Origin of the sequence: Stenotrophomonas sp. CASM110, from assembly GCF_049384345.1 — a bacterium.
In the GTDB taxonomy this organism is placed as follows: domain Bacteria; phylum Pseudomonadota; class Gammaproteobacteria; order Xanthomonadales; family Xanthomonadaceae; genus Stenotrophomonas; species Stenotrophomonas muris.
In genome coordinates this window covers 1-26,439 of sequence record NZ_JBMRGI010000036.1, presented here as the reverse complement: position 1 = coordinate 26,439, position 26,439 = coordinate 1, and the positions used below count along the sequence as shown (strand labels likewise).

Genomic DNA, 26,439 nt, shown 5'->3' with positions numbered 1-26,439 from the left:
CTCATGATGTCCGGCAGCACGCGCGAGGTTGCCGGCCAGCGGCCGGCACTACCTCATTCCTCCGGTGACGGCGGATTCGATGCCAGCAGTTCCAGATGGCGCTGTTCCATTTCCTGGCGCAGCTGGCGGCGGATCTGCGCGGCGGCCTGGCGGCGCTTCTCGTCGGACGTCGCCGGCTGCAGGGGCGGGACGGGCGTCGGCCGGCCTTCCTCATCCACGGCCACCATGGTGAAGAAGCAGCTGTTGGCGTGGCGCACGCTGCGCTTGAGGATGTCCTCGGCCACCACCTTGATGCCGATCTCCATCGACGAGGTGCCGGTATGGTTCACCGAGGCCAGGAAGGTGACCAGCTCGCCCACCGCGATCGGCTGGCGGAACATCACCTGGTCCACCGACAGGGTGACCACGTAGCTGCCGGCGTAACGGCTGGCGCAGGCGTAGGCAACCTGGTCGAGCAGGCGCAGGATGGCGCCGCCGTGGACCTTGCCGGAGAAATTGGCCATCTCCGGCGACATCAGCACGGTCATGGACAGCTGGTGGGTTTTCAGTTCGGTCGACATGCGGCGATTGTATCGGCGTGGCGTAGCTCTTGTAGAGCCGAGCCCATGCTCGGCTGCTCTTGTCGCAGGAAAAAGAAAGCCGAGCATGGGCTCGGCTCTACAGAAAGCAGAAGGGCCGCGTGAGCGGCCCTTCGTGTTTCTTACTTCAGCTTCGCATCGGCGCGCAGGGCGGCGGCGCGGTCGGTCTTCTCCCAGGAGAAGGCCGTGGCGTTGACGGTCTCGCCTTCGCCGTTGAGGTAGCTGAACTCCTTCGGCTTGCGGCCGAAGTGGCCGTAGGCCGCGGTCTGCTGGTACATCGGGTGCACCAGGTCCAGCATCTTGATGATGCCGTACGGGCGCAGGTCGAAGTGCTTGCGGATCAGCTTCTCGATCTTGTCGTCGCTGATCTTGCCGGTGCCGAAGGTGGTGACCGAGATCGAGGTCGGCTCAGCCACGCCGATGGCGTAGGAGACCTGCACTTCGCAACGGTCGGCCAGGCCGGCGGCCACCACGTTCTTGGCGACGTAGCGGGCCGCGTAGGCTGCCGAACGGTCGACCTTGGACGGGTCCTTGCCGGAGAAGGCACCACCACCGTGACGGGCCCAGCCGCCGTAGGTGTCGACGATGATCTTGCGGCCGGTCAGGCCGCAGTCGCCCACCGGGCCACCGATCTCGAACTTGCCGGTCGGGTTGATGTGGAACTTGGTGCCCTTGTGCAGCCACTTGGCCGGCAGCACCGGCTTGATGATCTCTTCGCGGACGGCCTCGATGAGGTCCTTCTGCTTGATGCCGGGGGCGTGCTGGGTCGACAGGACCACGGCGTCGATGGCCGAGACCACGCCGTTTTCATAGCGCAGGGTGACCTGGCTCTTGGCGTCCGGACGCAGCCACGACAGCGGCGAGTTCTTCTTCTTGCGGATCTTGGCCTGCTGCTCGACCAGGCGGTGCGACAGGTGGATCGCGGCCGGCATGTAGCTGTCGGTCTCGTTGGTGGCATAGCCGAACATCAGGCCCTGGTCGCCAGCGCCCATTTCTTCCGGCTTCTTGCGATCCACGCCCTGGGCGATGTGCGGCGACTGCTTGCCGATCAGGTTCAGCACGCCGCAGGTGGCGCCGTCGAAACCGACGTCGGAGCTGTCGTAGCCGATGTCCGTGATGACCTTGCGGGTCAGCGCTTCCAGGTCGATCCAGGCGCTGGTGGTGATTTCACCGGCCACGATGGCAACGCCGGTCTTGACCATGGTCTCGCAGGCCACGCGGGCGCGCTGGTCCTGGGTCAGGATCGCGTCCAGCACCGCATCGGAGATCTGGTCGGCAACCTTGTCCGGATGGCCTTCGGAGACCGACTCGGAGGTGAAGAGATAGCTGGACATCAGGCGTAATATCCCTTGATTCGGATGGAAAGATGGGCGCGCATGATACACGGGGTGCGCCGCCTGTGCATTGTGAACCTGTGCCGGTTGCCGGTGGTTAAGCCCGCGTAGGCCTGGAGGGGCCGTCCCTTGGGGATTGGGGCCCAGCCTTGAGGCCCAGTGTTCCACCAGCGTGACAACAGACGGGACGGCTGCCGGCCCCGACCGCGCAGGCAGCGACCTCGCCGCGAAGGCGGGCCGGCCGTCATCGTTCTGCCCCGAAACCGCCATCTGGCTGCCGCCTGCCGGGCGCAGGCTGTCGGCCAATCCGGCCGCCGGGCATCACTGGATCCGCCATGCAGGAACTCGAACAGCGTCTCCAGCAACGTTTCCCCGATTGGTTCCATGGCCGTCGCGGCCAACTGGCGCGGCCGCTGCTGCGCAGCGTCGGGCGCTGGTCGCGCCTGGACCAGATCGAAGCCTTCCTGCAGCGCAGCTCAGGAATGCGCGGCTTCGGTTTCGTCGCCGCCGGCCTGGAATTCATCGGCGGCCAGTACCAGGTGGATCCGGCCGCGCTGGCCAGGATCCCGGCGACCGGCCGCCTGCTGATCGTCGCCAACCACCCCTCCGGGGCACTGGATGCCCTCGCACTGCTGGACGCGGTTGGCCGTATCCGCCGCGACGTGCGGATCGTGGCCAACGATCTGCTGGGGGCGATCGCGCCGCTGCAGGACCTGCTGCTGCCGGTGCGCATCCTCGGTGGCAAGGCCCGGCGCGGCAGCCTGCATGCGGTGGAGGAAGCATTGGCCGCCGAGCAGTGCGTGATCGTGTTCCCGGCCGGCGAGGTCTCGCGCCTGTCGCTGCGCGGCATCCGCGATGGCCGTTGGCAGCGCGGGTTCGTCCGCTTTGCCCGCGCGGCCGCTGCGCCGGTGCTGCCGGTGCGGGTGGAAGCGCGCAACTCGGCGCTGTTCTACGGCGCCTCGACCCTGTTCAAGCCGGCCGGCACCGCGCTGCTGGCGCGCGAAATGTTCGCCCGTCGTGGCCGCCCGCTGCGGCTGAGCATCGGCGAGCCGATGCAGCTGGGCAAGGGCGGTGACCCGGGCGCACAGCTGCTGGCGGTGCGCCGCGCGCTGTACGCGCTGGGCCGCAACGGCGCGGCCGGCAATGCCGCTGCGTGCGCAGGCCCCGAGCCATTGGCGTCTCCGGTGCCGCCTTCGCAGGTCGCCGCCGGCATTGCCGCGGCCACCCAGCTGGGCCAGACCGCCGATGGCAAGCAGATCCTGTTGGCGACCTGTACCGCCGATTCACCGCTGCTGCTGGAACTGGGCCGCCTGCGCGAGCTGACCTTCCGCCAGGTGGGCGAGGGCACCGGGCGCAGCCGCGACCTGGACGACTACGATCCACAGTACGAGCACATCGTGATCTGGGACCCGGCGGCGCAGCGCATTGCCGGTGCCTACCGCATCATGCGCGGCGCCCAGGCCCTGGCCCGGCACGGCCTGTCCGGGCTCTACAGCGCGTCGCTGTTCCGCTATTCCGACGATGCCATCACCCACATTGCCGAGGGCCTGGAGCTGGGCCGCAGCTTCGTGGTGCCCGATTACTGGGGCAGCCGCAGCCTGGACTACCTGTGGCAGGGCATCGGCGCCTACCTGCAGTGCCGGCCGGGCATCCGCTACCTGTTCGGCGCGGTCTCGATCAGCGCAGCGCTGCCGCGCGATGCGCGCGAGCAGCTGGTGGCCTACTACCAGCGCTACTACGGCGGAACCGCCGGGCTGGCCGAATCGAACCGCCCCTTCCAGTACTTCGCCGCACCGCCAAGTTTCGGCGAGCTGGATGCGGGTGCCGCGTTCGATGTGCTCAGGGCCAACCTGGCCGCACTGGGTACCGGCGTGCCGACGCTGTACCGCCAGTACACCGATCTGTGCGAACCCGGCGGCGCGCGCTTCCTCGCCTTCGGTGTGGACCCGGACTTCAGCGATTCGATCGACGGCCTGATCGAAGTGGACCTGTGCGCGATCCGGCCGAACAAGCGCAAACGCTATCTGCGCGACGCGGGTGCGCTGGCATGAGCACGCTGGCGAACCTGTCGCCGCACCGGCGCGCAGTGTTCGTCTCCGACGTGCACCTGGGCTCACGTCATTGCCACGCCACCGAACTGGCGCGGTTCCTCTCGCAGCTGCGCTGCGAGCGGTTGTACCTGGTCGGCGACATCATCGACCTGTGGTGGATGGCGCATCGCCGCGCCAACTGGCGGCAGTCGCACAGCGAAGTCATCCAGGCCCTGCACGCGCTGCGCCGTGCAGGGACCGAGATCATCTACATTCCCGGCAACCACGATGCCTCGCTGCGCCAGGTGTGCGGGCTGATGTTGCCGGCCATGCAGGTGCGCCGCCGTGCCATCCACGTGACCGCCGATGGCCGCCGGCTGCTGGTCGCGCATGGCGACGACTACGACGGCGTGACCCATTTCGGTGGCCTGCAGGAAAAGTTCGGCGACTGGCTGTACTACCGCATCCTGACCGGCAACCAGGCGCTGAACGCGGTACGGCGCCGGCTTGGCATGCGCTACTGGTCGCTGTCGGAGTTCCTGAAGAAGCGCAGCGGGGCCGCCGAACGCTACATCGAGCGCTTCGTGCAGGCCGGGCTGGACGACGTGCGCCGGCGCGGCCTGGATGGCATCGTCTGCGGCCACATCCACCGCGCGGCGCTGGTCGAACGCGATGGCCTGGTCTACGCCAACGACGGCGACTGGGTGGAGAGCCTGACCGCACTGGCCGAGGACCATGATGGTGCGCTGCGCCTGCTCGACCACAACGGCCAGACCCTGGTGGAACTGCCAGGCGCGCGGTTGTCGCAGGCGGCGTAACCCGCGTCTGTCCTACTGCAGAGCCGAGCCCATGCTCGGCTGACGTGGCGCAGAACGAAGCGCAGCCGAGCATGGGCTCGGCTCTACATGCACCGCCCGCAAGCCGCTAGCATCGGCCCATGGACTCCCTGACCCAGATCGTGCTCGGTGGCGCCGTCGCCGCTGCCATCGCCCCGCCCGGACATCGCCGCGCGGCCCTGCTCGCTGGTGCCGCGCTTGGCACCCTGCCGGACCTCGACGCGCTGTGGCTCGGTTTCACCGCAGCCGATCCGGTGGCGAACATGATCGAGCACCGCAGTTTCAGTCATTCGCTGCTGGTACTGCCATGGGTGGCGGCATTGATCTGGTGGCTGTTCAAGCGCTTCGGCAATGGCCGCGTCGCGCAGTCACCGCTGCGCTGGTTCTGGGCGATCCAGCTGGCGCTGGTCACCCATCCGGTGCTGGATGCGTTCACCGTGTATGGCACCCAGTTGTGGTGGCCGCTGCGCCCGCATCCGACCATGGGATCCAGTGTCTTCATCATCGACCCGGGGTATACGGTGTGGCTTCTGCTGGGCTGCGTGCTGGCCTGGTTCGGCCGCGCCCGGCCCTGGGCGGGCAAGGTGCTGGGCGTGGCCCTGCTGCTCAGCAGTGGCTACCTGGGCTGGGGCCTGATCGCCAAGTCACAGGTCGACCGTGCCGCACAGCAGAGCCTGGCCGCGATGGGCCTGGGCGATGCGCCGCGCTTCTCGGTACCGATGCCGTTCAACACCCTGCTGTGGCGGGTGGTGGCGATGACGCCCAATGGCTACGTGGTGGGTGACCGCTCGCTGGTGGCCGACCACGGGCCGATGCGGTTCGAAGGCCATGCGTCCAACGTACAGGCCTTGCGCGAAGCGCAGGCCATCCCGGCGGTGCAGCAGCTGACGTGGTTCAACCGCGGTTTCATGCGTGCGCAGGTGGTTGACGGCCGGTTGGTGCTGAGTGACCTGCGCATGGGGCTGGAGCCGGACTACACCTTCAACTTCGTCGTGGCCGGGCAGGCCGACGGGCAGTGGCGGGCGATCGTTCCCGAGCAGGTGCGGGTGGACTACAGCAGTCCCGCCGCGCGTGCCGACGCCGGTCGCCGCCTGGCGGCGATGTGGCAGCGGATCTGGCAGGAGCCGGCGGCGGCGCCGGGCGCGGCCGACCACACCGCCGTGCATTGATCAGTGGATCCACGCATGGCGTGGCTCTACGGCCCCGATCGGCAGCAGAACACCGGATCAATACACCGTGGCGCGGCCCTGGACGAACGAGTAGAAGAACACGGCGTTCGGGTCGTTCTGCACCAGGCGGAACTCGCGGCGCATGCCTTCCACGGTTTCCTCGTCCACTGAGCCGGCCTGCAGCAGCTGGTCGGCGGCCGACAGCAGGAGCTGTTCCCAGAACGCGATCATCGTCTTGCGACGCGCCGGTTCGCGGTTGTCCAGGTGGATGGTCTTGATCTCGGTGTGCACGTCGCGGAAGCCGCCGGCCAGCAGCAGGTTGCCCAGCTTTGCACCGACGAACGGGTCACCGCCATGGTCGTACTGGAAGTCGTTGAAGGCCATCCAGTAGCGCCAGATGTGCGGCGAGTACGGGTCGAGCAGGAACGAGGCATTCATCACTTCGGTGATGTAGACCGGCGAACCCGGAGCCAGCACGCGGCGCACCTCGCTCAGCACCCGCGCCGGTGAAGGCACGTGTTCCAGCACCCAGCACAGGAACGCCGAGTCGAAGCTGCGTGCCTCGAACGGCAGCTCGCCGGCGTCGGCCTGCTGCAGGGTGTATCGGTCGCTGCACCACGGCGTGCGCGCCAGGTTCTCGCGCGCGGTGGCCAGCTGCGTTTCGCTCAGGTCCACGCCGGTCACGTGCAGCTCGGGGAAGCGGCGCAGCAGGATCTCGGTCTGCGCACCGACGCCACTGCCGACTTCCAGCAGGCGCCGCGCGCCGCTGTAGTCGATCTGGCCGAAGATGCTCGATTCCAGCAGCCGGGCCTGGGTCATCAGGCGCTGCTGTTCGGTGCCGGAAAATCCGTGCAGGTAGGTCGGAGAGGAGATCGGCGGGGTCATGGGGCGGGCTCTTGTAGCGTCGAGCGTGCTCGACGGCTCTGGAAATTCAGTCGAGCAAGCTCGACTCGACGGCATGGCAGTACGCTCAGGCAGCAGATGACAACGCCGGTTCCCCGGCGATCAGGCGGTCGAAGTATTCCGTGGTCAGCGCGATCTGGCCCTGCGGGTCTTCGGCACGGTTGACCACGGCGCGGAAGGCGGCGTTCTCCGGCCGGTCCTTGGCATACCAGCCCAGGTGCTTGCGCGCGATGCGCACGCCCTGCGGCTCGCCATAGAACGCATGCAGCGCATGCAGGTGGCCGAGCAGGATGTCGCGCACTTCCGCCAGCGACGGCGGCGGCAGTTCCTCGCCGGTGGCGAGGTAGTGCGCCACTTCGCGGAAGATCCACGGCCGGCCCTGCGCGGAGCGGCCGATCATCACTGCATCCACCCCGGTCTGCTGCAGCACGTGGGCGGCCTTCTGCGGTGAATCGATGTCACCGTTGGCGATCACCGGGATGCGCAGCGCAGCCTTGATCTCGCCGATGGTGGCGTACTCGGCCTGGCCGGTGTAATGCTGGTCGCGGGTGCGGCCATGCACGGCCAGCGCGGCGATGCCGCTGGCCTCGGCGATGCGGGCGATCACCGGGCCATTGCGATGGTCGCAGTCCCAACCGGTGCGGATCTTCAGCGTGACCGGCACGTCCACTGCGTTGACCACGGCTTCGAGGATGCGCGCCACCAGCTGCTCGTCGCGCATCAGCGCCGAGCCCGCCCAGGCGTTGCACACCTTCTTGGCCGGGCAGCCCATGTTGATGTCGATGATCTGCGCGCCGTGGTCGACGTTGTAGCGCGCGGCCTCGGCCAGCTGCTGCGGCTCGGTGCCGGCGATCTGCACGCTGATCGGGGCCGGCTCGCCGTCATGGTCCATGCGGTGGATCGACTTTCGCGTGTTCCAGAAGCGCGGGTCGCTGATGGTCATTTCCGAGGCGGCCAGTCCCGCACCCAGCCGTTTGCACAGCAGGCGGAAGGGCTTGTCGGTGACGCCGGCCATGGGTGCCAGCACGACGTTGGGGGCAATGGTGTACGGGCCGATCTGCATGCGCCCATTGTAGGGCGCGGGCGGCGGTACGGCCGTGCCGCGCGCGGTCCGGTTCAGGCCGATCGGCACCGACCTCATGCCGTACCGGCATCAGCAGATGCTTGACGGTTGCTTCCGCCGCCCCCACGGGCGGGCGATGGTGGGCGGCTACCCCAGGCTCTGCCAGGCCTGGCGGGTACCCAGCGCGAAGGCCAGCCCCAGGCCCAGGCAGACCAGCGAGCTGACCGCCCAGAAGCGCGTGCCGTTGTACCCCGGCCGGAACAGCGCCAGGCCGAAGCCCATCGCGGCACGCAGCAACAGCAGCGCGGCGATGCCGGGCAGGACCAGGCGGCTGGCCGGCAGCGGCGAATGCCAGCCCGCGGCGGCCAGTGCGTACAGGGTCCAGGCCACCAGCACGGCAGTGATGACCGCGGTCATCAGCGGTGGCCACCAGTGCCCCGCATGCGCCAGCCGGACCACGCGCTGGCCGGCACCGAAGTACCTGTACCACGCGGCGCCGAAGGCGATGCAGCCGATATGCAGCAGCGCCGCCACGGCACTGCCGGCGGCCGCGACCAGCAGCCAGGGGAATCCGTCCATGTCCTGCCCGTGCGAGGAAGCTGCGCGGATGGTGGGCGAGGGGCAGGATGTGGGCAATGCGACAGGCGGTCGCAGGGGCTGGGCAATGGGCAAAAGAATGGCCCGGGTGTCTGCACACCCGGGCCTTGTCATCCACGCGTGGCGTGGAATTACCTGGCTTCAGCGTCGGCCGGGGTGAAGCGCGGCATCGCCGCAGCGGCGCCTTCCTTCTCGGTCGAACGGCCGGCGAACTGGTTGGCGAAGCGCACGTGGCGGGCGAACGGGGCGTCGGCCACCTGCGCCAGCGACGCGGCCAGCGCACCGTTGAAGGCGTCACCGGCACCGGTGGTGTCGATCGCCTGCACCTGTTCGGCACCCACGCGGTAGTACGGCTGGGTATCGCCGCGCAGGTTCTCGTCGGCATGCGACACGAACACGCCCACCGAACCCAGGGTCACCACCACGGTGCCGTTGCCGACCAGCTTGCGGCACAGCGCGTGCAGGCTGGCGCCATCCAGCGCGGCGACGTCGTTGGCATCCACGCGCTCACCGACATGGCGGCCGAGCAGGGCAGCGAACTCGGTTTCGTTCGGGGTGATCACATCGGCCAGCTTGAGCAGGCCGATGGTCGAGGGCGCATCGGCCGGTGCGGTATTGAGTACGGTTGTGACACCGGCCTCGCGGGCCGTGGCCAGCGCCGCTTCGATGGTCTGCACCGGCGATTCCAGCTGCACCAGCACCACCTTGGCGCGGGTCAGCAGGGCCTGCTGCTGTTGCAGGAAATCGGTGCCCAGCGCGGCGTTGGCACCCGGGCCGATCACGATGGTGTTGCGGCCACGCGCGTCCACGTAGATGCCCGCGGTGCCGGTCGGTTCGCTGCTGGCCTCGGCGATCAGCGCGAAGCCATCCTGCGCAGCCAGTTCACGCGCGGTGGCGCCACCGGCGTCATCGCCCAACGCGCACACGAAGTGCGTGTCGGCACCGGCGCGGCAGGCCGCCACCGCCTGGTTGAAGCCCTTGCCCCCGGGGCCGGTGCTGTAGCGGCCGGCAATGGTCGCACCCGGTGCCGGCAGCGACTCACACCGCCACACGTGATCGACATTGAAGGAACCGACGACAACGACACTGCTGCTCATAGGGAATCTTTTCTCAACCAAGGGTTCAACTGAAGTGCGTCAGCACGCCGGCGATGGTCGCCGTCATGAAGGTGGCAATGGTACCGCCCAACACCGCGCGCAGGCCGAACTTGGCCAGGTCGTGGCGACGTTCCGGGGCCAGGCCGCCGATGCCGCCGATCTGGATCGCGATCGAGCTGAAGTTGGCAAAGCCGCACAGCGCGTAGGTGGCGATCAGGCGACCTTCCTCGGACAGGCTCACGCCGGCCACCTGGCCGTTCACGATCTGCGACAGTTCGGTGTAGGCGACGAATTCGTTGATCACGACCTTCTGGCCGATCAGCGAACCGACGGTGGTGGCATCAGCCCACGGGGTACCGATCACCCAGGCGATCGGGGCCAGCACGTAACCGAAGATGGTCGACAGGTTGGTCGGCTTGCCGATGGCAGCGGCCAGGCCGGTCACCTCGCCGATCCAGGTCAACGGGGCGTTCAGCAGCGCGATCAGGGCGATGAAGGCCAGCAGCATCGCGCCGATGTTCAGCGCCAGCTTCAGGCCGTCACCGGCACCGGCAGCGGCCGCGTCGATGATGTTGCTGGAGGTCTTTTCGACTTCCATCTTCACCGTGCCGCGGGTCAGCGGGGTGCCGGTTTCCGGAATCAGCAGCTTGGCCACGACCAGGGTGGCCGGTGCGGCCATGATGCTCGCTGCCAGCAGGTGCTTGGCGTAGAAGGCCTGCTGCGCCGGGTCGCCACCGCCGAGCATGCCCACATAGGCCGCCAGCACGCCGCCGGCGATGTGGGCCATGCCGCCGATCATCATGGTCAGCAGCTCGGACTGGGTCATCCTGGCGATGTACGGGCGCACGGTCAGCGGCGCCTCGGTCTGGCCGATGAAGACGCTGGCGCAGACGCTGGTGGTTTCCGCGCCGGACACGCGCATCACCTTGGTGATCGACCACGCCATCACGCGCACGATCGCCTGCATGACGTTGAGGTGGTACATCACCCCCATCAGCGCCGAGAAGAAGATGATGGTCGGCAGCACCTGGAAGGCGAAGATGAAGCCGTAGTTCTTGGTGTCCATCAACGAGCCGAAGATGAAGCCCGAGCCTTCATTGACGAAGCTGAGAACCTTGACGAAGCCCTTGCCCAGCGCATCGAACACGTCGCGGCCGCCCGGCACCAGGATCACCAGCGCCGCGAACGCGATCTGCAGGGTGATACCGGTGGCAACCAGCTTCCAGTCAACCGCACGCTTGTTGTTGGAAAACAACCAGGTGATGCCGATCAGCACCGCCAACCCGAACAGGCCGAAGCCGATCCTGCCCAAACCTTCGACCATGTGAGTGACTCCCCTGGGGCGTCGCGAAAAACGGGAAGCCTAGTGCAGGGCAGGGGCCGGGGCAAGAAAAAGCAGCGTGCGCGCATCTATCGGTACCGATCAGGCCAGCAACGGCAAGGGCTTGCGGCCGGCGGCGGCAGGTAGAATGGGGCTCGATCCCGGCCCGGATGCGGGCCCGCAGCAGGAGATTCGCATGCAATACCGTCGCCTGGGCTCCACCGGCCTGCCGATTTCCGCCCTGTCCTTCGGCGCCTGGGTGACCTTCGGTGACCAGATCCCGCGCGACGAGGCCCGCAACCTGGTGGCCGCCGCCTGGGACCACGGCGTCAACTTCTTCGACAACGCCGAGGGCTATGCCAACGGCCGCGCCGAACAGGTGATGGGCGATGTGATCGCCGACCTGCGCCTGCCGCGCGACGGCATCTGCGTCTCCAGCAAGGTGTTCTTCGGCAGCGCCAAGGACCCACGGCCGACCCAGCGCGGCCTGTCGCGCAAGCATGTGACCGACGCCTGCCACGCGGCGCTCAAGCGCCTGCGGGTGGACTACCTGGACCTTTATTACTGCCATCGCCCGGATCCGGACGCGCCGGTCGCCGAGACCGTGCATGCCATGGATACCCTGGTGCGGCAAGGCAAGATCCTCTACTGGGGGACCTCGGAGTGGTCGGCAGTGCAGATCCAGCAGGCGCTGGACATCGCCGAGGCGCGCAACCTGCAGGGCCCGTCGATGGAGCAGCCGCAGTACAACCTGCTGCACCGCGAACGGGTCGAGGTCGAGTACGCGCCGCTGTATGCCGGTGCCGGCCTGGGCACCACCATCTTCTCGCCGCTGGCCTCGGGCCTGCTGAGTGGCAAGTACGACCAGGGCATTCCGGCCGATGCGCGGCTGGGCCGCGAAGGCATGGAATGGCTGCAGGCGCTGGTGCTGGGTGACGACGCCGAGGCCCGCCTGGCCCAGGTGCGCCGCTTCAGCGAGGTGGCGCGTGCGCTGGGGCAGGCGCCGGCCACGCTGGCCATCGCCTGGTGCCTGCGCAACCCGAACGTCTCCAGCGTGATCCTCGGTGCCAGCCGGGTCAGCCAGCTGCTGCAGAACCTGCAGGCGCTGGAGGTGCTGGAGCAGGTCGACGCCGCCGGCTGGGCCGACGTCGAAGCCGCCTTCGCCTGAACCCGGGGGCCGACCGGGCCTCGGGGGCCTCGGGGGCCTCGGTAGAGTCGACTCTACACGGCTGCGTCGCCATTCGATTGACATGATCTATCGAATTTCAGAATTCGATCATTAATCTCATCAATCAAATTGAGAATGGTTGTTGATTGTCAACTGAGAATCATTATCATTTGACTCGTCCCTCGCACGAGTCCAGATGCTCATGAATGCTCAACCTGTACTGCTGCGCCCCGAAACGCTGACCCTCCGCGATCGTCCGGTCCGTGTCGTTCCGCCGGAAGAGGTCATCGACAGCGAAGCCCTGCTCAAGGGCCGTCGTGAAATCCTGATCCAGCACGGCGACCGCTTCTATCGCCTGCGGCACACCAGCAACGACAAGCTGATCCTGACCAAGTAATCGCGGCCTGGTCGCCCGCCCCCCTCCCTCCTGCCGGCCGCGCCGGCAGGGTGGGCGACCCCTCCGCTCCCGCTCTCTCCCCCTCGGTCTACCGCGTGCACCCTCCGGGTGTGCCGGTAACCGGGGGTTCCCCTGCCTGACCGAACGAACCCGATGACCCGCCCTACCGCCCTTTGCCTTGCCGTCTGGATGGCCCTGCCGCTGTCTGCCCATGCTGCTGCCGCGGCCACCGCCGCGCCCGATGCGCGCGAATTCGACCGTGTGCAGGTCACCGCCACCCGCACCGAGCGGGCGGTGAGCGATGTGGCGGCCACCGTGGACGTCATCGACCGCGAGCAGATGGACCGGCACCTGGTGCAGGACATCAAGGATCTGCTGCGCTACGAGCCGGGCCTGTCGGTCAGCCGCAGCGCCGCGCGCTTCGGCCTTGGCAGCATCCGCATCCGTGGCCTGGACGGCAACCGCGTGCGCGTGCAGACCGACGGCATCGCCATGCCCACCAGCTTCAACATCGGCTCGTTCTCCAACGCCAACCGCAACTTCACCGATCTGGATACGCTCAAGCGCGTGGAGATCGTGCGCGGCCCGGCCAGCTCGCTGTATGGGTCCGACGCGCTCGGGGGTGTGGTCGCCTTCGTCACCAAGGATCCTGCCGATTATCTGAAGGATGGCAAGGACAGCTACGTCGGCCTGAAGTTCGGCTACGACGGTGAGTGGAAGGGCCTGCTCGGCGGCGTGACCAGCGCGTTCGGCGGCGAACACTGGAGCGGCATGGTCAACATCAACCATCGCCAGGGCCAGGAAACCGGCAACAAGGGTGATGTACGCAGCCTCGACAATACCCGCACCGCGCCCAACCCGCAGGACCGCGATGGTCGCAGTGGCCTGGCCAAGCTGGTCTATGCACCCAGCGAGGACCAGCGCTTCCGGCTGACCGTGGAAGGCAACGAAGACAACACCGATACCAACGTGCTGTCCTCGATCGACCGCACCACCACCACCGGCATGAAGGCGCGCGATACGCAGAACCGCACCCGCGTGTCGTTCGCCCATGAAATGGATGCGCTGGACAAGGGCTTCGCCGACAGCCTGCATTGGCAGCTGTATACCCAGCACAGCGAAACCACCCAGATCACCGATGAGGACCGCGCCAACCGCAGCCGCCGCCACCGCGCGTTCAACTTCGACCAGCGCGTCTACGGCCTGCAGGCGCAGTTCAACAAGGCGTTCAGCACCGGCAGCGTCGAACACGCGCTGACCTACGGTTTCGAGGGCGCGCATACCGAGATCCGCCAGAAGCGCGACGGTTACCAGGTGCTGGCCAATGGCCACACCAGCACCACCATCCTGCCCGACGCCTTCCCGGTGCGCGATTTCCCGATCAGCAAGACCACCGAGCTGGGCCTGTACGCACAGGACGAAATGCGCATGGCCAACGGCAAGCTGTCGCTGGTGCCGGGCGTGCGCGTGGACCGCTACGAGCTGAAGCCGGAGGTGGACAGCATCTTCGCCGACGACAATCCCGGCGTTGCGGTGGCCAGGCTGACCAAGACCAGCGTCTCGCCGAAGCTGGGCATGGTCTATCGCTTCACCGACGAATGGTCGCTGTTTGCTGGCTATTCGCATGGCTTCCGCTCGCCGCCGTACAACGACGTCAACCTGGGCTTCACCAACTTCGCCTTCGGCTACACCGCCATTCCCAATCCGGACCTGAAGCCGGAAACCAGTGACGGCATGGAGCTGGGACTGCGCTTCCTGTCGCCAGCGGCCTACGTCAGCCTCAGCGGCTACTACAACGAGTACAAGGACTTCATCGAGTCGCAATCGCTGGTCGGCACCAACGCCCAGGGCCTGATGGTGTTCCAGTCGCGCAACATCGCGGATGCGCGCATCTATGGTGCCGAAATGAAGGCCGGCGTCGACTTCGGCCAGATCAGCCCGGCGCTGCAGGGCTGGGCGCTGCGCAGCTCGGTGGCCTGGTCGCGCGGCGACAACAGGACCGAAGACACCCCGCTGGATTCGGTCGACCCGCTGCGTGGCACCGTCGGCCTGATGTACGACACCGACACCTGGGGCGTCGAACTGGCCGGTACCTTCGTCAAGCGCAAGGACCGCGTCACCGCCGCCACGGTGTACCGCCCGGCCGGCTACGGCGTGGCCGACCTGATGGCGCACTGGAACTTCGCCCCGGGCGCCACCTTCAACGTCGGCGTGTTCAACCTGGGCGACAAGCGTTACATCGACTGGTCCAACGTGGGTTCGACGCTGTCGCCGGGCAGCCGCGTGCTGGACCGCTATACCAACCCGAGCCGCACCCTCTCCGCCAGCCTTGCCGTTTCCTGGTGACCTCATGAGCCGAGCCTTGTCCGCACGCAGGAACGACGCCATCGCCGCGCAGGGCAGCGCGGCCTGGCCGACGCCGGCACAGCTGGCCACGCTCGGCACCGTGTTGTGCCTGTACCGCGCCGACGGCAACGAGCTCGGTGGCTGGCGCCAGGCAGTACGCGTGCATGCCTGCCAGGGCGTGGACAGCGAGGGCGTGCGCGAAAGCCTGTGTTTCCTCGATGCCCGCGGCCGCTGCGTGTGGCGGCTGTACCTGCTGCCCGACAGCGATTTCCTGGCCTGGGACCGGCTGGTCGCGGCGCTGCCGCCGGGCCCGGAGCATGACAGCGAGGGCAGTGTCGGCGAACGCCTGTGGCGGCGCCTGGCCGGCCATCTCGGTGGCCAGCGCTGGCGACTGTGCGCGCTGCGCCTGCATGCCGCCGACGACGGCCGCACCCTGGCTGCAAGCCTGTCGACGTTGTCCTCGCTGGGCGCAGCCACCGCGCGTCGCATCGCGCGGCTGGAAGGTGCCGAAGGCGAGCTGGCGATCGACGATTGCTGCTGCGCCGATGCTGCACGTCGCTCGGCGCCGCGGGTTCCCGGCGACCTGCCGCTGATCCGGCTGTAACCCTTTCCCGATGGAACGCCTGTCGGCCACGGACGGCCTCTCACTGCATCTGCAACCCCGAAGGAAGACCCCGATGAAGCTCCAGACAGCCAGCGTCCTGCTGCTGCTCGCCACCAGCGGCGTGGCCAGCGCGCAGCCCTCCGGCATCGCCCGCGACCACGACAGCATCCTTGCCATGCAGGGCGAGTACACTGTCGATTTCGCATTCGACGAGACCGTGCTGCTGAAGCCCGGCTACGAGCGCGCCCCGGCGATGCGCAGCGGCGGCAACGAACTGGTGATCGTGGTCGAGGACACGCCGAAGCGCATCGTGCTGCAGCACCTGCTGCTGGACGAGAAGAGCGGCCACATCACCAAGCACTGGCGCCAGGACTGGGTCTACGAAGCACCGAACCGATTCGAGTTCAGCGCCGACCAGACCTGGCAGGTACGCCGCATTCCCGCAGCGGTGAACCAGGGCGCCTGGACCCAGTGCGTGTACGAAGTGAGCGACGCACCGCGCTACTGCGGCACCGGCAAATGGACCTACACCAACAACGTGCCGAGCTGGACCAGCGACCTCAGCTGGCGCCCGTTGCCGCGCCGTGAGTACACCAAGCGCAGCGACTACAACGCGCTGGCCGTCGTCAACCGCCACACGCTCACGCCCAATGGCTGGACCCACGAGCAGTTCAACACCAAGGTGCAGCGCAACGCCGACGGCAGCCAGGTGGAGATCGCACGCGAGTTCGGCTTCAACGACTACGTGAAGACCACCGAGGTCGACTTCACCCCGGCGCGTGACTACTGGAAGGCCACTGCCGGCTACTGGGCCAAGGTGCGCCAGCGTTGGGACGGCTTCCTCGGCCAGGCCCCGGGCGTGCACCTGAAGACCAAGATCGATGGCATGGCGATGATCATTCCGCTGTTCACCCAGGCCGAAGCGATCCAGTCCGGCAAAAAGGTGAAGGACAAGCAGATCGACGAGGTGTTCGCCAAGTACGTGGAAAAGGCGCCGAAGGAAGGCTGATCGCCGCGATGGAGAGAGGTGCCGGGGGTACCCGGCACCGCATTCACCGGCTGCCGGTGGGGGCCGGGCTTGCTCGGCACGCCATCCGGAGGCGCAACCGATTCAGGCCTCGCGCAGCGCCAATGCCGGCGGCGTATGCAGGATCGCCCGCGTACCCCACCAGCCCGCCAGCAGGCTCAAGCCGATGCCGACCACGCCGCCGATCAGCAGGCCCGGCCACGGCGGCAGCAAGGGCAGCTCGAACACCTTCTGCGACACCGCCACGCCGATCGCTGCGGCCGCGCCCACCGCCAGCAACGCCGCCAGCGTGCCCAGCGCGCCGAACTCCACCAGCACCGCGCCGCGCAGCTGGCGCCGGGTCGCGCCCAGCGTGCGCAGCACCGCGCTGTCGTAGCGGCGCTCGCCGGCGGTGGCCTGCAGCGCCGCCAGCAGCACCAGCACGCCGGCCAGCAGGCTGAACACCATCACCAGCTGCACTGCCTGCGCCACGCGCTCCATCACATCGCGCACCTGCGAGATCACCGCGTCCACGTCCAGCAGCGACAGGTTCGGCTGCGCGCGCACCAGCTCGCCCAGCCCGGCCGCGTTGCCGGACGGCAGATGGAAGGCCGACAGCAGGTTGTGCGGGGTATCGCCCACCGCATTGGGGTTCAACAGCACGAAGAAATTCGGGCGGAATGTGTTCCAGTCCGCCTTGCGGATGCTGGTGACGGTGAACTCGCGCTGCTGCTCGCCTACGGAAATCGTAATGCGATCACCCAGGTGCGCGCCGTAGCGCCGCGCCCAGCCGGTTTCCACCGAGGCTTCCGCCGCGGTGCTGCCGGCCTGCCAGAAGCGGCCCTCCAGCAGCGCATTGGCGGGTGGGAAGCTGCTGCGCCAGCTGAAGTTCAGCGGCCGGTTCTCGTCGTCGTCCTCGCGCGGGCCGTTGTTCGCGCCGTTCCCCTCGGCGGCGGCCTGGTCCACGCGCAGCGGCGGCTTGCCGTTGATCGCGATCAGGCGGCCGGTCGCCATCGGCTCGATACTGGCGTCGCCGGCGCCCAGTCCACGCAATGCGGCCAGCACACCGTCGCGTTGTTCGGGCTGGATGTTGATCAGGAAGTAGTTCGGCGTATCCGCAGGCAGGCGCTCGCGCCACTGCTGCAGCAGGCCGGGTCCGGTCACCGCCAGCAGCAACAACGCGCACAGCGACAGCGACAGCCCCACCAGCTGCATCACCGCCAGCAGCCGGCGCCGGGTCAGCGCGGCCAGGCCCAACCGCCAGTTGCCATGCAGGCGGTGCTGCAGGCCGCGCAGCAGCTGCAGCAGCACGAAGCCGACCGCACCGGCCGCCAGCGCCAGCGCGGCCAGGCCGCCCAGCACCCACAGCGCCAGTTTCAGATCGCCGGTGACCTGCACCGCCAGCAGCAGGCTGGCCGCCAGCGCCGCCACATAGGCCAGCAGCGACGCCGGCGGCAGGGCGGCGAAGGAACGGTTGAGCACCCGCATCGGCGGCACCCCGCGCAGGCGCAGCAGCGGTGGCAGGCCGAAGCCGAACAGCAGCAGCAGGCCGATGCCGGCACCGGTCAGCGCCGGCATCGCTTCCGGCAGCGGCAGGCGCTGCGGCACCAGGCTGCCCAGCACCTGCACCAGGCCTTCCTGCGCGGCCATGCCCAGGCCGATGCCGAGCGCACAGGCTGGCACCGCCAGCATCAGCAGCTGCAGCGCCAGGCCCAGCAGGATGTCGCGCTGGCGTGCGCCCAGGCAGCGCAGGATCGCCACCTGGTCGATGCGACGCAGGGCGAAGCGGTTGGCCGCCAGCGCGGTGGCCACACCGGCCAGCAGTACCGCCAGCAGCGCGCTCAGGCCGAGGAAGTGCCCGGCCAGATCGAATGCCTGGCGCACGCCACGCTGGGTGTCGTCCACGCTCAGCAGGCGCAGGCCTTTCACCTGCGGCAGCAGCCACTGGCGCAGCGCCGCGATCGGCTCCGCTGCGCCGGCGAACATCAGCCGGTAGTTGATACGGCTGCCCGGGCCGAGCAGGCCGGTGCCCTCCACATCAGCGCGGTTGACCAGCAGGGTGGGCGAGAGTGTCAGCAGGTCGCCACCGCTGTCCGGCTCGGCCTCGATGATGCCGGCGATGCGCAGCGTGCCGGCGCCGAACTCGAGGTCATCGCCGGCCTTCAGCCCCAACCCCTGCAGCAGGCGTGGGTCGGCATAGGCCTGGCCCTTGGGCGGCATGCCGGCATCGGCGATCAACGCACCGCCGGGCGTGGCCCGGACCCGCAGCGTGCCGCGTAGCGGATAACCCGCCTGTACCGCCTTGATGCTGGCCATCTGGCTGGCATCGCCGTTGAACAGCACGCTGCCGAAGCTGGCGATGCGGGTATGCGCCAGGCCGCGCTGTTGCGCCTCGTCGGCGAATGCCTGCGGCGGATCATCGCGCCCGGCGATGCCGAGGTCGCCGCCGAGCATTTCCGCCGCGCTGCCGGTCAGCGCCAGGTTGACCCGGTTCACCAGCGTGCCCACCGCAGTCATCACCGCCACGCCCAGCACCAGCGCGGCGAACACGGTCAGCAGGTCGCCGGCCAGCGCCTCGCGGCGCAGCGCGCGCCACGCGTGGCGCAGCACGTTCATGCCTGTGCCCCACGCTCGACCGGCAGCAGGCGGCCGTCATCGATGCGGTGGATGTACTGGCAACGCTGGGCCAGGCGCAGGTCGTGGGTGACCAGGACCAGGGTGGTGCCGCTGCCGGCGTTGAGTTCGAACAGCAGGTCGCTGATGTGCTGGCCGGTGGCGTGGTCCAGCGAGCCGGTCGGTTCGTCGGCGAACAGGATGCGCGGGCGGGTGACGAAGGCACGTGCCAGCGCCACGCGCTGCTGCTCGCCGCCGGACAGCTGGCGCGGGTAGTGGCGGGCGCGATGGGCCAGGCCGACCTGCGCCAGCACCTCGTCCACCCGCGCGCGGTCCTCGCGTCCGGCCAGTTCCAACGGCAGCGCGACATTCTCGGCGGCAGTCAGCGCCGGCAGCAGATGAAAGCTCTGGAACACGAAGCCGACCGCGCGCGCGCGCAGCTGGGCCCGTGCTTCTTCATCCAGGTCGCCCAGGTTCTGGCCCGCCAGCGCGACGTGGCCGCGGCTGGGCAGGTCCAGTCCGGCCAGCAGGCCGAGCAGGGTGGTCTTGCCGGACCCCGAAGCGCCGACGATGGCCACACTGGTGCCTTCATGGACGGTCAGGGTGATGTTGTCCAGTATGTGGACTTCACCCTCCGGGCCCTGCACGGACTTGCCGACCTGGTCGACGGCGATGGCGACGGGCGTGCTGCGGGGGGACAGGCTGTCGATGAGGAGACTCCAATGCGCAAGACGGGATGGAGCCGGCGAGCCGGCGCGATGATGGTGCTGCTGCTGGGATTGCTGCTGCCCGGGCTGGCCGGAGCCAAAGACCCGGCAGGTACGGTGCTGGTGCTCGGCGACAGCCTCAGTGCTGCCCACAATATCCCTGCCGACGCCGGCTGGGTCAGCCTGTTGCAGCAGCGGGTCAGGCAACAGTCGAAAACACCGGCGCGCATCGTCAATGCCAGCATGAGCGGGGAAACCACGGCCGGCGCGCTGACCCGCCTGCCGGGCCTGTTGGCGAAGGAAAAGCCGACGGTGGTGGTGATCGCGCTGGGCGGCAACGACGCGCTGCGCGGGCTGACCCCGGCACAGGTGCAGGGCAACCTGGAAAAGATGGTACAGGCCAGCCAGAAGGCCGGCGCCAGGGTGCTGCTGCTGGGCATCGACGTGCCGCCCAACTATGGGCCCGCTTACCGCCAGCGCCTGGCGGCGGCCTACAAGGCGCTGGCCACGCAGTACAAGGTGCCGCTGCTGCCGTTCCTGCTGGAGGGCGTGGCCCTGCAGCCGGGCATGATGCAGGCCGATGGCCTGCACCCCACGGCGCAGGCGCAATCGAGGGTGCTGGACAACGTCTGGCCACTCCTGAGGCCCCTGCTCTGAACGATTTACAACCCTCTTGACGGAACTTCACATCGCGTCCACCGTCGATCCGGCATGTTTCACAAAGCTGAAGTTAGAGGGAATCACATGCGTCAGACGAAGGAGACCTCCGGCTTGGTGCTGGTGGTCGAAGACAACCGCAACATCTCCGAGATGATCGGGGAATACCTGGAAGGTCGCGGCTTCGAAGTCGACTATGCACAGGACGGCCTGGATGGCTACCGCCTTGCGGCGGAGAACAGCTATGACGTCGTGGTGCTCGACCTCATGTTGCCGCGCCTGGATGGCATCGAAGTATGCCGTCGCCTGCGCAACGATGCGCGCAAGTCCACCCCGGTGCTGATGCTCACGGCACGCGACACGCTGGACGACAAGCTCACCGGCCTCGGTTTCGGCGCCGATGACTACCTGACCAAGCCGTTCGCGATCCAGGAGCTGGAAGCCCGCCTGCGCGCGCTGATCCGCCGCGAACGCCGCCAGGTGGGTTCGGAAGTGCTGAAGGTCGCCGACCTGGTGCTCGATCCGGTCAGCATGCGGGCCACCCGTGCCGGTACCGAACTGCAGCTGTCGCCGATCGGCCTGCGCCTGCTGACCATCCTGATGCGCGAATCGCCGCGCGTGGTCACCCGCCAGGAGATCGAACGCGAGATCTGGGGCAATGGCCTGCCGGATTCGGACACCCTGCGCAGCCATCTGTACAACCTGCGCAAGATCATCGACAAGCCGTTCGACCGTCCGCTGCTGCACACCGTGCAGAGCGCCGGTTACCGCATTGCCGATATCGCCCAGCCGATGGCCTGATCGGGGCCAGGCCGGTGCAGCATCAGGCCCGGCCGGGCAACGACCCCCGCACCGGGCACGGATGACCGGCCGGCACTGCCGCCGGTCATCCTCCGTGCACGACTACGGCGCAGCGCGCTGCCTATAATCGCAGCGCTCTGACCGGGACCCCGCAATGCCGCACGGCCTGCCGCGCAAGATCCGTATCGCCTTCATCCTGCAGGCAGTCCTGGCCAGCCTGGGCATCCTGCTCGGTGCCTGGCTGGTTTCGCTGGTGATCAAGCACAGCCTGGTCGGCGCCGCCCTGCGCGAGGAAGCGGCCTATTACTGGACGCTGCACGAGGCCTCGCCGGTGCAGCCACCGCCCAACACCCAGAACATCCGCGGCTACCTGCTGGAAAGCGGGCAGTCGGCGCTGTCGTTGCCGGCCAACCTGCGCAACCTGGAACCCGGTTTCCACGAGCTGCCCAAGGATGACCAGCTGGTACTGGTCGATGTGCGTCCGGCCGGCCGCCTGTACCTGGTGTTCCTGCGTTCGCGTGCGGAGATGCTGGCGTTCTGGTTCGGCATCGTGCCGGTGCTGCTGACCCTGTTGGCGGTGTATGGCGCCAGCTGGGTCACCTACCGGGCCTCCAAGCGCCTGGTGTCGCCGGTGAACTGGCTGGCACGGCGCGTCTCGCGCTGGGACCCGGGCCACCCGGAGGCGGCCGACCTGGAACCGAACAAGCTGCCCGCGGACATGCAGGGCGAGACCCGGCAGCTGGCGGCCGCGCTGCATTCGCTGGCCAACCGGGTCAGCGCGCATGTGGCGCGCGAGCGCAATTTCACCCGCGATGCGAGCCACGAGCTGCGCACGCCGTTGACCGTCATCCGTGTGGCAAGCGACATGGCCCTGGGCGATGAAACCCTGCAGCCGCGCCTGCGCCGCAGCCTGCAGCGCATCCAGCGCGCCGGCCGTGACATGGAAGCGGTGATCGACGCGTTCCTGATCCTGGCCCGCGAGGCCGACGTCGAACCCCAGATCGAGCTGTTCGACGTCAACGACATCGTCCGCTACGAGGTGGACAACGCCAACGAACTGCTGGGTACGCGTCTGGTGTCAGTGCACCTGCACAGCGAAGGCCCGGTGCAGCTGCACGCGCCGCCGCGGGTGCTGCAGGTGGTGGTCAGCAACCTGGTGCGCAACGCCTGCAGCTACACCGACGAAGGGCGTATCGACGTGCACGTGCTCAATGACCGGGTGGTGGTGCGCGACACCGGCATCGGCATGTCCGCCGAGGCGCTGTCGCGCGCGTTTGAACCCTTCTACCGCGCCGAGCCGAGCCGCCCGCAGGGCACCGGCCTGGGCCTGTCGATCGTGCGCCGGCTGTGCGACCGCTTCGGCTGGAAGGTCAGCCTGGCCAGCCAGCCGGGCAAGGGCACCGAAGCCACGGTGGTCTTCCGGTAACGCGGCGACCTGCCGGGGTCGGATCCCGTTGCGGCGCAACCGGCTCTGACCCCATCCCGCTGAAATGTCGGTAGATCCAGGCCATGCGTGGATGGGGTGCGGTAGCGCCGGGCCATGCCCGACGTCCACAGTGCCTCAGTTGCAGTTGACCTTCGGCGCCAGCGCCTTGGTCCAGATCGCATAGCCGGCCGGGGTCATGTGCAGCATGTCCTCGCGGAACAGCGTCGCGTCCGGCTGTCCATCGGCGCCGAGCATCGGCGTGTAGATGTCGGTGAAGCCGGTGTTGGGCAGCCTGGCCAGCGCAGCCTTGATCAGCGCGTTGGCTTCGTTGATCGCCGGCAGCAGGTGCGCACGCGACGGGCTCGGCTTGATCGACAGGTACTCGACCCTGGTCTTCGGCAGGTCGCGGTGCACGCGCTGCACGAAGGCGACCACGTCATCTCGCACCTGCATGGCGCTGCGGCCGCTGTTGAGGTCGTTGTCACCGGCGTAGAAGAACACCTTGCACGGCGCATACGGCACCACGATCTGGCCGGCATACCAGGTGCTGTCGCGCACTTCCGAACCGCCGAAGCCGCGGTTGAACACCGGCTGGCCGGGGAAGTCGGTGGCCAGGCTCTCCCAGAAGCGGATCGAGGAGCTGCCGATGAACTCGATGCCACCACGCGGCGGCGGGTTGGCCTGGTCGGCGCTGGCGAAGCGGGCCATGTCGCCGGCCCAGGCCACATTGGAGACCTGTTCGGGCACCTGCGGCGGCCTGGCCGGGCTCAGGGCCTGGGCAAGCGGTGCGGCAGTCAGCAGGCCCAGCATCAGCAGGCAGGTACGGCGACGGGACATCAGGCGCTCCAGCAGGCAAGGGGAGCTCCATCATAGAAGCACGGCCCAGCCCGGTGCTTGCCCCTGGCAGGCCGTTCAGCGGGCCGGTGCGGGGTGCGGTTGGCGGCCTTGTGGCAAAATGGCGGCCATCTGCCTATTCCTGTGCACCCATGATTTCCTGCCGTGCGTCTGAGCGGTCGCTGCGCCGCGCCCCTGTTGCTGGATGTTCCACCCGTGGCTGATCAGTTCGGCCACATGCCCCGCGGCCCGCGCCGCATCTTCCAGGCCGCCCGCTGGTCCTGGCAGGGCCTGCGCGCCGCCTGGCTGCACGAGTCCTCGTTCCGGCTGGAGGTATACCTGCTGGTGATGCTGACTCCGGTCGCGATCTGGCTGGGCCAGACCCCGGTCGAACGCGCGCTGCTGATCGGCTCGATGCTGCTGGTGCTGGCGATGGAGCTTGCCAACTCGGCCATCGAAGCGGTGATCGAACGCTACGGCAGCGAGATCCACGAGCTGGCTGGCCGCGCCAAGGACATGGGCTCGGCAGCGGTGTTCGTGCTGATGATGAACGTGCTGCTGTGCTGGGCGCTGGTCGTGGTTCCGCACGCGCTGGCCGGCAGCTACGGCTGAAACCCCATTCCCCCACTGCCTTGAAGAGTTTCCATGTCCTTTGAGTTCCTCGCCGACCCCAATGCCTGGGTGACCCTGTTCACGCTCAGCGCGCTGGAAATCGTGCTCGGCATCGACAACCTGGTGTTCATTTCCATCGCGGTCAGCAAGCTGCCGGAAGAGCGTCGTCCGTTCGCACGCAAGCTGGGCATCGCGGTGGCCTGCATCACCCGCATCGGCCTGCTGGTCTCGCTGGCCTACCTGGCGCACATGGCGGCCAACCTGTTCACCGTGGCCGGCATGGGCATTTCCATCCGCGACCTGGTACTGATCGTTGGTGGCCTGTTCCTGATCATCAAGGGCTGCATGGAGATCAAGGAACTGATCAGCGGTGGCGAGGACGAAGACCCCAGCACCACCAAGGCCTCGGCCGTGTTCGGCTACGTGATCGCCCAGATCGCGGTGATCGACATCGTGTTCTCGCTCGACTCGGTGATCACCGCCGTGGGCATCGCCGACCACATCCCGGTGATGGTGGCGGCCATCCTGCTGTCGGTGCTGGTGATGCTGCTGGCCGCCAACCCGCTGGGCCGCTTCATCGACGCCAACCCGACCGTGAAGATGCTGGCCCTGGCCTTCATCCTGATGATCGGTGCGGTGCTGATCCTGGACGGCCTGGACGTTCACGTGCCCAAGCCCTACATCTACGCCGCGATGGGCTTCTCGGTGCTGGTGGAGTGGCTGAACCTGCTGATGCGCCGCCGCGCCCGCGAACACAACGTGCCGGGCGCCGGCAACTGGTAAGCGCGCCATTGGCACGTGTGTCACCCAGAACCCCCGGCCTGGCCGGGGGTTCTGCGTTGTGGGGCGCGGCTCTACAACGAACGGCGCTGCGGTTTTTGCACTTGCGGCGGCGTTCCGGCCTCCACTTGTGAATCAGGATCAACAGTGTTTTCCCGGGCCGAGGCTTAATCCGGCGCAGCAAAGCGCGCAGGCTACGCACTCCCGATTCCCGCCCCCCAGGAAACCCCCCATGAATTCCAGAGCCGCCTTGCTGGCGCTTGCCGTTGGCGCCTTCGCCATTGGAACCACCGAATTTGCCCCGATGGGCCTGTTGCCGGTCATCGCCGACGGCGTGGGCGTTGGCATCCCCACCGCCGGCATGCTGATCACCGCCTACGCCGTGGGCGTGATGCTGGGCGCGCCGGTGATGACCCTGCTGATGGGCCGTTTCGGCAAGCGCACCGCGCTGATGCTGCTGATGTCCATCTTCGTGGTCGGCAACCTGCTGTCCGCGCTGGCGCCGAACTACGGGCTGCTGCTGCTGTCGCGCCTGGTCACCAGCCTCAACCACGGCGCCTTCTTCGGCATCGGTGCGGTGGTCGCCGCCAGCCTGGTGCCGAAGGAAAAGCAGGCTGCCGCCGTGGCCACCATGTTCATGGGCCTGACCATCGCCAACATCGGCGGCGTGCCGCTGGCGACCTGGGTCGGCCAGCAGCTGGGCTGGCGCCTGTCCTTCGCCGGTACTGCGGCGCTGGGACTGATCGCAATCACCGCGCTGGGCTTCGCGCTGCCGGCATCTGCACCGGGGCCGCGCCCGGACGTGCGCCGCGAGCTGAAGGCGATCCTGCAGCCGCCGGTGCTGCTGGCGATGGCCACCACCGTGCTTGGCGCAGGTGCCATGTTCACCCTCTACACCTACGTCGCACCGGTGCTGACCGAATTGACCGGCGCCTCCAATACCTTCATCGCGATCTCGCTGGCGCTGATCGGCATCGGCTTCACCCTCGGCAACGGCATCGGTGGGCGCATGGCCGACTGGTCGCTGGATGGCGCCACACGGATCCTGCTGGCCGTCCTGGCGGTGCTGATGTTCGTGCTGCCGCTGGCCTTCATGAGCCACGCCACCGCCGCCCTCGGCGTGCTGCTGTTCGGCGCGGCGACCTTCGCCCTCGTACCGCCGCTGCAGATCCGGGTGATGCAGGCGGCCAGCGAGGCGCCGGGCCTGGCGTCGTCGATCAACGTCGGTGCGTTCAACCTGGGCAATGCGGTGGGTGCGGCGCTGGGCGGTGCGGTGATCAGCTCGGGCCTGGGCTATGCCGCGATTCCGGTGGCCGGTGGCCTGCTGGCGGCATCGGGCCTGCTGCTGGCGTGGCTGGGGCGTCCCCGCACTGCGGTGGCTGAGGCCTGCTGAGGGGTGTTGGATTCCGGCAGGGCTTGCAGCCCTGCACCCGCCGAATCAACGTCAACGTCAACGGCAAAAGCCTGCATTCCGTGGGTTGGCGGGGTGGGTCCGGTTGAGGGGGACGCTGCAAGTACGTCCATGTAAGCTCGGTCGCCGCATCCACGCGGCTCACGCCC

At 68.2% G+C, this 26,439-nt stretch carries 24 protein-coding genes; 14 read left to right on the top strand and 10 right to left on the bottom strand.

Annotated elements, in window-relative coordinates:
- Window positions 1–53 precede the first annotated feature (53 nt).
- Together VG561_RS20640 and metK are read right to left on the bottom strand one after the other, a co-directional pair.
- Complete coding sequence (locus VG561_RS20640) at window positions 54–560, bottom strand: acyl-CoA thioesterase (protein WP_010481883.1); 507 nt, start codon at window positions 558–560, stop codon at window positions 54–56.
- A 140-nt stretch (window positions 561–700) separates the two neighbouring features.
- A complete protein-coding gene (metK, locus tag VG561_RS20635) occupies window positions 701–1,912 on the bottom strand; it encodes a methionine adenosyltransferase (protein WP_010481882.1) in 1,212 nt (403 codons plus the stop codon).
- Window positions 1,913–2,247: 335 nt separating this feature from the next.
- On the opposite strand from metK, the gene VG561_RS20630 reads away from it, so the two are divergent.
- The 3 genes from VG561_RS20630 (at window position 2,248) to VG561_RS20620 (ending at window position 5,947) form a co-directional block, all read left to right on the top strand.
- Window positions 2,248–3,963 carry a lysophospholipid acyltransferase family protein gene (locus tag VG561_RS20630; RefSeq protein WP_423179931.1) on the top strand — a complete coding sequence of 572 codons (1,716 nt, stop codon included), beginning with the start codon at window positions 2,248–2,250 and terminating at the stop codon, window positions 3,961–3,963.
- Window positions 3,960–4,760: a UDP-2,3-diacylglucosamine diphosphatase gene (locus VG561_RS20625; RefSeq protein WP_005412268.1), complete on the top strand. Its 801-nt coding sequence runs from the start codon at window positions 3,960–3,962 to the stop codon at window positions 4,758–4,760. The genes VG561_RS20630 and VG561_RS20625 overlap by 4 nt, the downstream gene beginning before the upstream one ends.
- A gap of 119 nt (window positions 4,761–4,879) precedes the next feature.
- Window positions 4,880–5,947, top strand: coding sequence for a metal-dependent hydrolase (locus VG561_RS20620; RefSeq protein ID WP_014645964.1), 1,068 nt, complete (start codon window positions 4,880–4,882; stop codon window positions 5,945–5,947).
- Window positions 5,948–6,004: 57 nt separating this feature from the next.
- Here the strand turns inward: VG561_RS20620 and VG561_RS20615 are convergent, their stop codons facing one another.
- The 5 genes from VG561_RS20615 to VG561_RS20595 form a co-directional block, all read right to left on the bottom strand.
- Window positions 6,005–6,832, bottom strand: a complete 828-nt coding sequence (locus VG561_RS20615; protein WP_005415318.1) for a class I SAM-dependent methyltransferase — start codon at window positions 6,830–6,832, stop codon at window positions 6,005–6,007.
- Window positions 6,833–6,917: 85 nt separating this feature from the next.
- Window positions 6,918–7,913 carry a tRNA dihydrouridine synthase DusB gene (dusB, locus tag VG561_RS20610; RefSeq protein ID WP_046428891.1) on the bottom strand — a complete coding sequence of 332 codons (996 nt, stop codon included), beginning with the start codon at window positions 7,911–7,913 and terminating at the stop codon, window positions 6,918–6,920.
- A gap of 147 nt (window positions 7,914–8,060) precedes the next feature.
- Window positions 8,061–8,492: a hypothetical protein gene (locus VG561_RS20605; protein ID WP_014645966.1), complete on the bottom strand. Its 432-nt coding sequence runs from the start codon at window positions 8,490–8,492 to the stop codon at window positions 8,061–8,063.
- A gap of 149 nt (window positions 8,493–8,641) precedes the next feature.
- Window positions 8,642–9,607: a ribokinase gene (locus VG561_RS20600; protein WP_014645967.1), complete on the bottom strand. Its 966-nt coding sequence runs from the start codon at window positions 9,605–9,607 to the stop codon at window positions 8,642–8,644.
- A 25-nt stretch (window positions 9,608–9,632) separates the two neighbouring features.
- The gene (locus VG561_RS20595; protein ID WP_014645968.1) at window positions 9,633–10,931 is read right to left on the bottom strand and encodes a NupC/NupG family nucleoside CNT transporter; all 1,299 of its coding nucleotides are present in this window, start codon (window positions 10,929–10,931) and stop codon (window positions 9,633–9,635) included.
- Between the two features lie 193 nt (window positions 10,932–11,124).
- On the opposite strand from VG561_RS20595, the gene VG561_RS20590 reads away from it, so the two are divergent.
- The 5 genes from VG561_RS20590 to VG561_RS20570 all read left to right on the top strand — a co-directional run bounded on the left by VG561_RS20590 (window position 11,125) and on the right by VG561_RS20570 (window position 16,452).
- Window positions 11,125–12,096: an aldo/keto reductase gene (locus tag VG561_RS20590; protein WP_014645969.1), complete on the top strand. Its 972-nt coding sequence runs from the start codon at window positions 11,125–11,127 to the stop codon at window positions 12,094–12,096.
- Window positions 12,097–12,298: 202 nt separating this feature from the next.
- Window positions 12,299–12,493, top strand: a complete 195-nt coding sequence (gene hemP / locus VG561_RS20585; RefSeq protein ID WP_005412278.1) for a hemin uptake protein HemP — start codon at window positions 12,299–12,301, stop codon at window positions 12,491–12,493.
- Window positions 12,494–12,646: 153 nt separating this feature from the next.
- Window positions 12,647–14,839, top strand: coding sequence for a TonB-dependent hemoglobin/transferrin/lactoferrin family receptor (locus tag VG561_RS20580; protein ID WP_423179930.1), 2,193 nt, complete (start codon window positions 12,647–12,649; stop codon window positions 14,837–14,839).
- 4 nt (window positions 14,840–14,843) lie between these two features.
- Window positions 14,844–15,443 (top strand): hemin transporter, encoded by a 600-nt coding sequence (locus VG561_RS20575; protein WP_032956720.1) that lies wholly within the window; start codon window positions 14,844–14,846, stop codon window positions 15,441–15,443.
- Between the two features lie 73 nt (window positions 15,444–15,516).
- The gene (locus VG561_RS20570; protein WP_032956723.1) at window positions 15,517–16,452 is read left to right on the top strand and encodes a DUF6607 family protein; all 936 of its coding nucleotides are present in this window, start codon (window positions 15,517–15,519) and stop codon (window positions 16,450–16,452) included.
- Window positions 16,453–16,554: 102 nt separating this feature from the next.
- Here the strand turns inward: VG561_RS20570 and VG561_RS20565 are convergent, their stop codons facing one another.
- Together VG561_RS20565 and VG561_RS20560 are read right to left on the bottom strand one after the other, a co-directional pair.
- A complete protein-coding gene (locus VG561_RS20565) occupies window positions 16,555–19,065 on the bottom strand; it encodes an ABC transporter permease (RefSeq protein WP_134808525.1) in 2,511 nt (836 codons plus the stop codon).
- On the bottom strand, window positions 19,062–19,709 hold the full coding sequence (locus VG561_RS20560) for an ABC transporter ATP-binding protein (protein ID WP_075076551.1): 648 nt from the start codon (window positions 19,707–19,709) through the stop codon (window positions 19,062–19,064). Before VG561_RS20560 ends, VG561_RS20565 begins: the two co-directional genes overlap by 4 nt.
- Before the next feature lie 75 nt (window positions 19,710–19,784).
- Between VG561_RS20560 and VG561_RS20555 the strand changes: the two genes are divergently transcribed.
- The 3 genes from VG561_RS20555 to VG561_RS20545 all read left to right on the top strand — a co-directional run bounded on the left by VG561_RS20555 (window position 19,785) and on the right by VG561_RS20545 (window position 22,653).
- Entirely contained in the window at window positions 19,785–20,426 is a 642-nt protein-coding gene (locus VG561_RS20555) for an arylesterase (protein WP_032956728.1), read from the top strand.
- Window positions 20,427–20,513: 87 nt separating this feature from the next.
- The gene (locus VG561_RS20550; RefSeq protein WP_002811889.1) at window positions 20,514–21,227 is read left to right on the top strand and encodes a response regulator transcription factor; all 714 of its coding nucleotides are present in this window, start codon (window positions 20,514–20,516) and stop codon (window positions 21,225–21,227) included.
- Window positions 21,228–21,381: 154 nt separating this feature from the next.
- On the top strand, window positions 21,382–22,653 hold the full coding sequence (locus VG561_RS20545; RefSeq protein ID WP_014645975.1) for a sensor histidine kinase: 1,272 nt from the start codon (window positions 21,382–21,384) through the stop codon (window positions 22,651–22,653).
- Between the two features lie 135 nt (window positions 22,654–22,788).
- Here the strand turns inward: VG561_RS20545 and VG561_RS20540 are convergent, their stop codons facing one another.
- Complete coding sequence (locus VG561_RS20540; RefSeq protein ID WP_014645976.1) at window positions 22,789–23,490, bottom strand: SGNH/GDSL hydrolase family protein; 702 nt, start codon at window positions 23,488–23,490, stop codon at window positions 22,789–22,791.
- Window positions 23,491–23,703: 213 nt separating this feature from the next.
- Here VG561_RS20540 and VG561_RS20535 point away from each other — a divergent pair, with 213 nt between their 5' ends.
- The 3 genes from VG561_RS20535 to VG561_RS20525 all read left to right on the top strand — a co-directional run bounded on the left by VG561_RS20535 (window position 23,704) and on the right by VG561_RS20525 (window position 26,272).
- Window positions 23,704–24,099, top strand: coding sequence for a diacylglycerol kinase (locus VG561_RS20535; protein ID WP_014036025.1), 396 nt, complete (start codon window positions 23,704–23,706; stop codon window positions 24,097–24,099).
- Window positions 24,100–24,132: 33 nt separating this feature from the next.
- A complete protein-coding gene (locus tag VG561_RS20530) occupies window positions 24,133–24,882 on the top strand; it encodes a TerC family protein (RefSeq protein ID WP_005408127.1) in 750 nt (249 codons plus the stop codon).
- Window positions 24,883–25,111: 229 nt separating this feature from the next.
- Complete coding sequence (locus VG561_RS20525) at window positions 25,112–26,272, top strand: MFS transporter (protein WP_014645977.1); 1,161 nt, start codon at window positions 25,112–25,114, stop codon at window positions 26,270–26,272.
- Window positions 26,273–26,439: the final 167 nt, after the last annotated feature.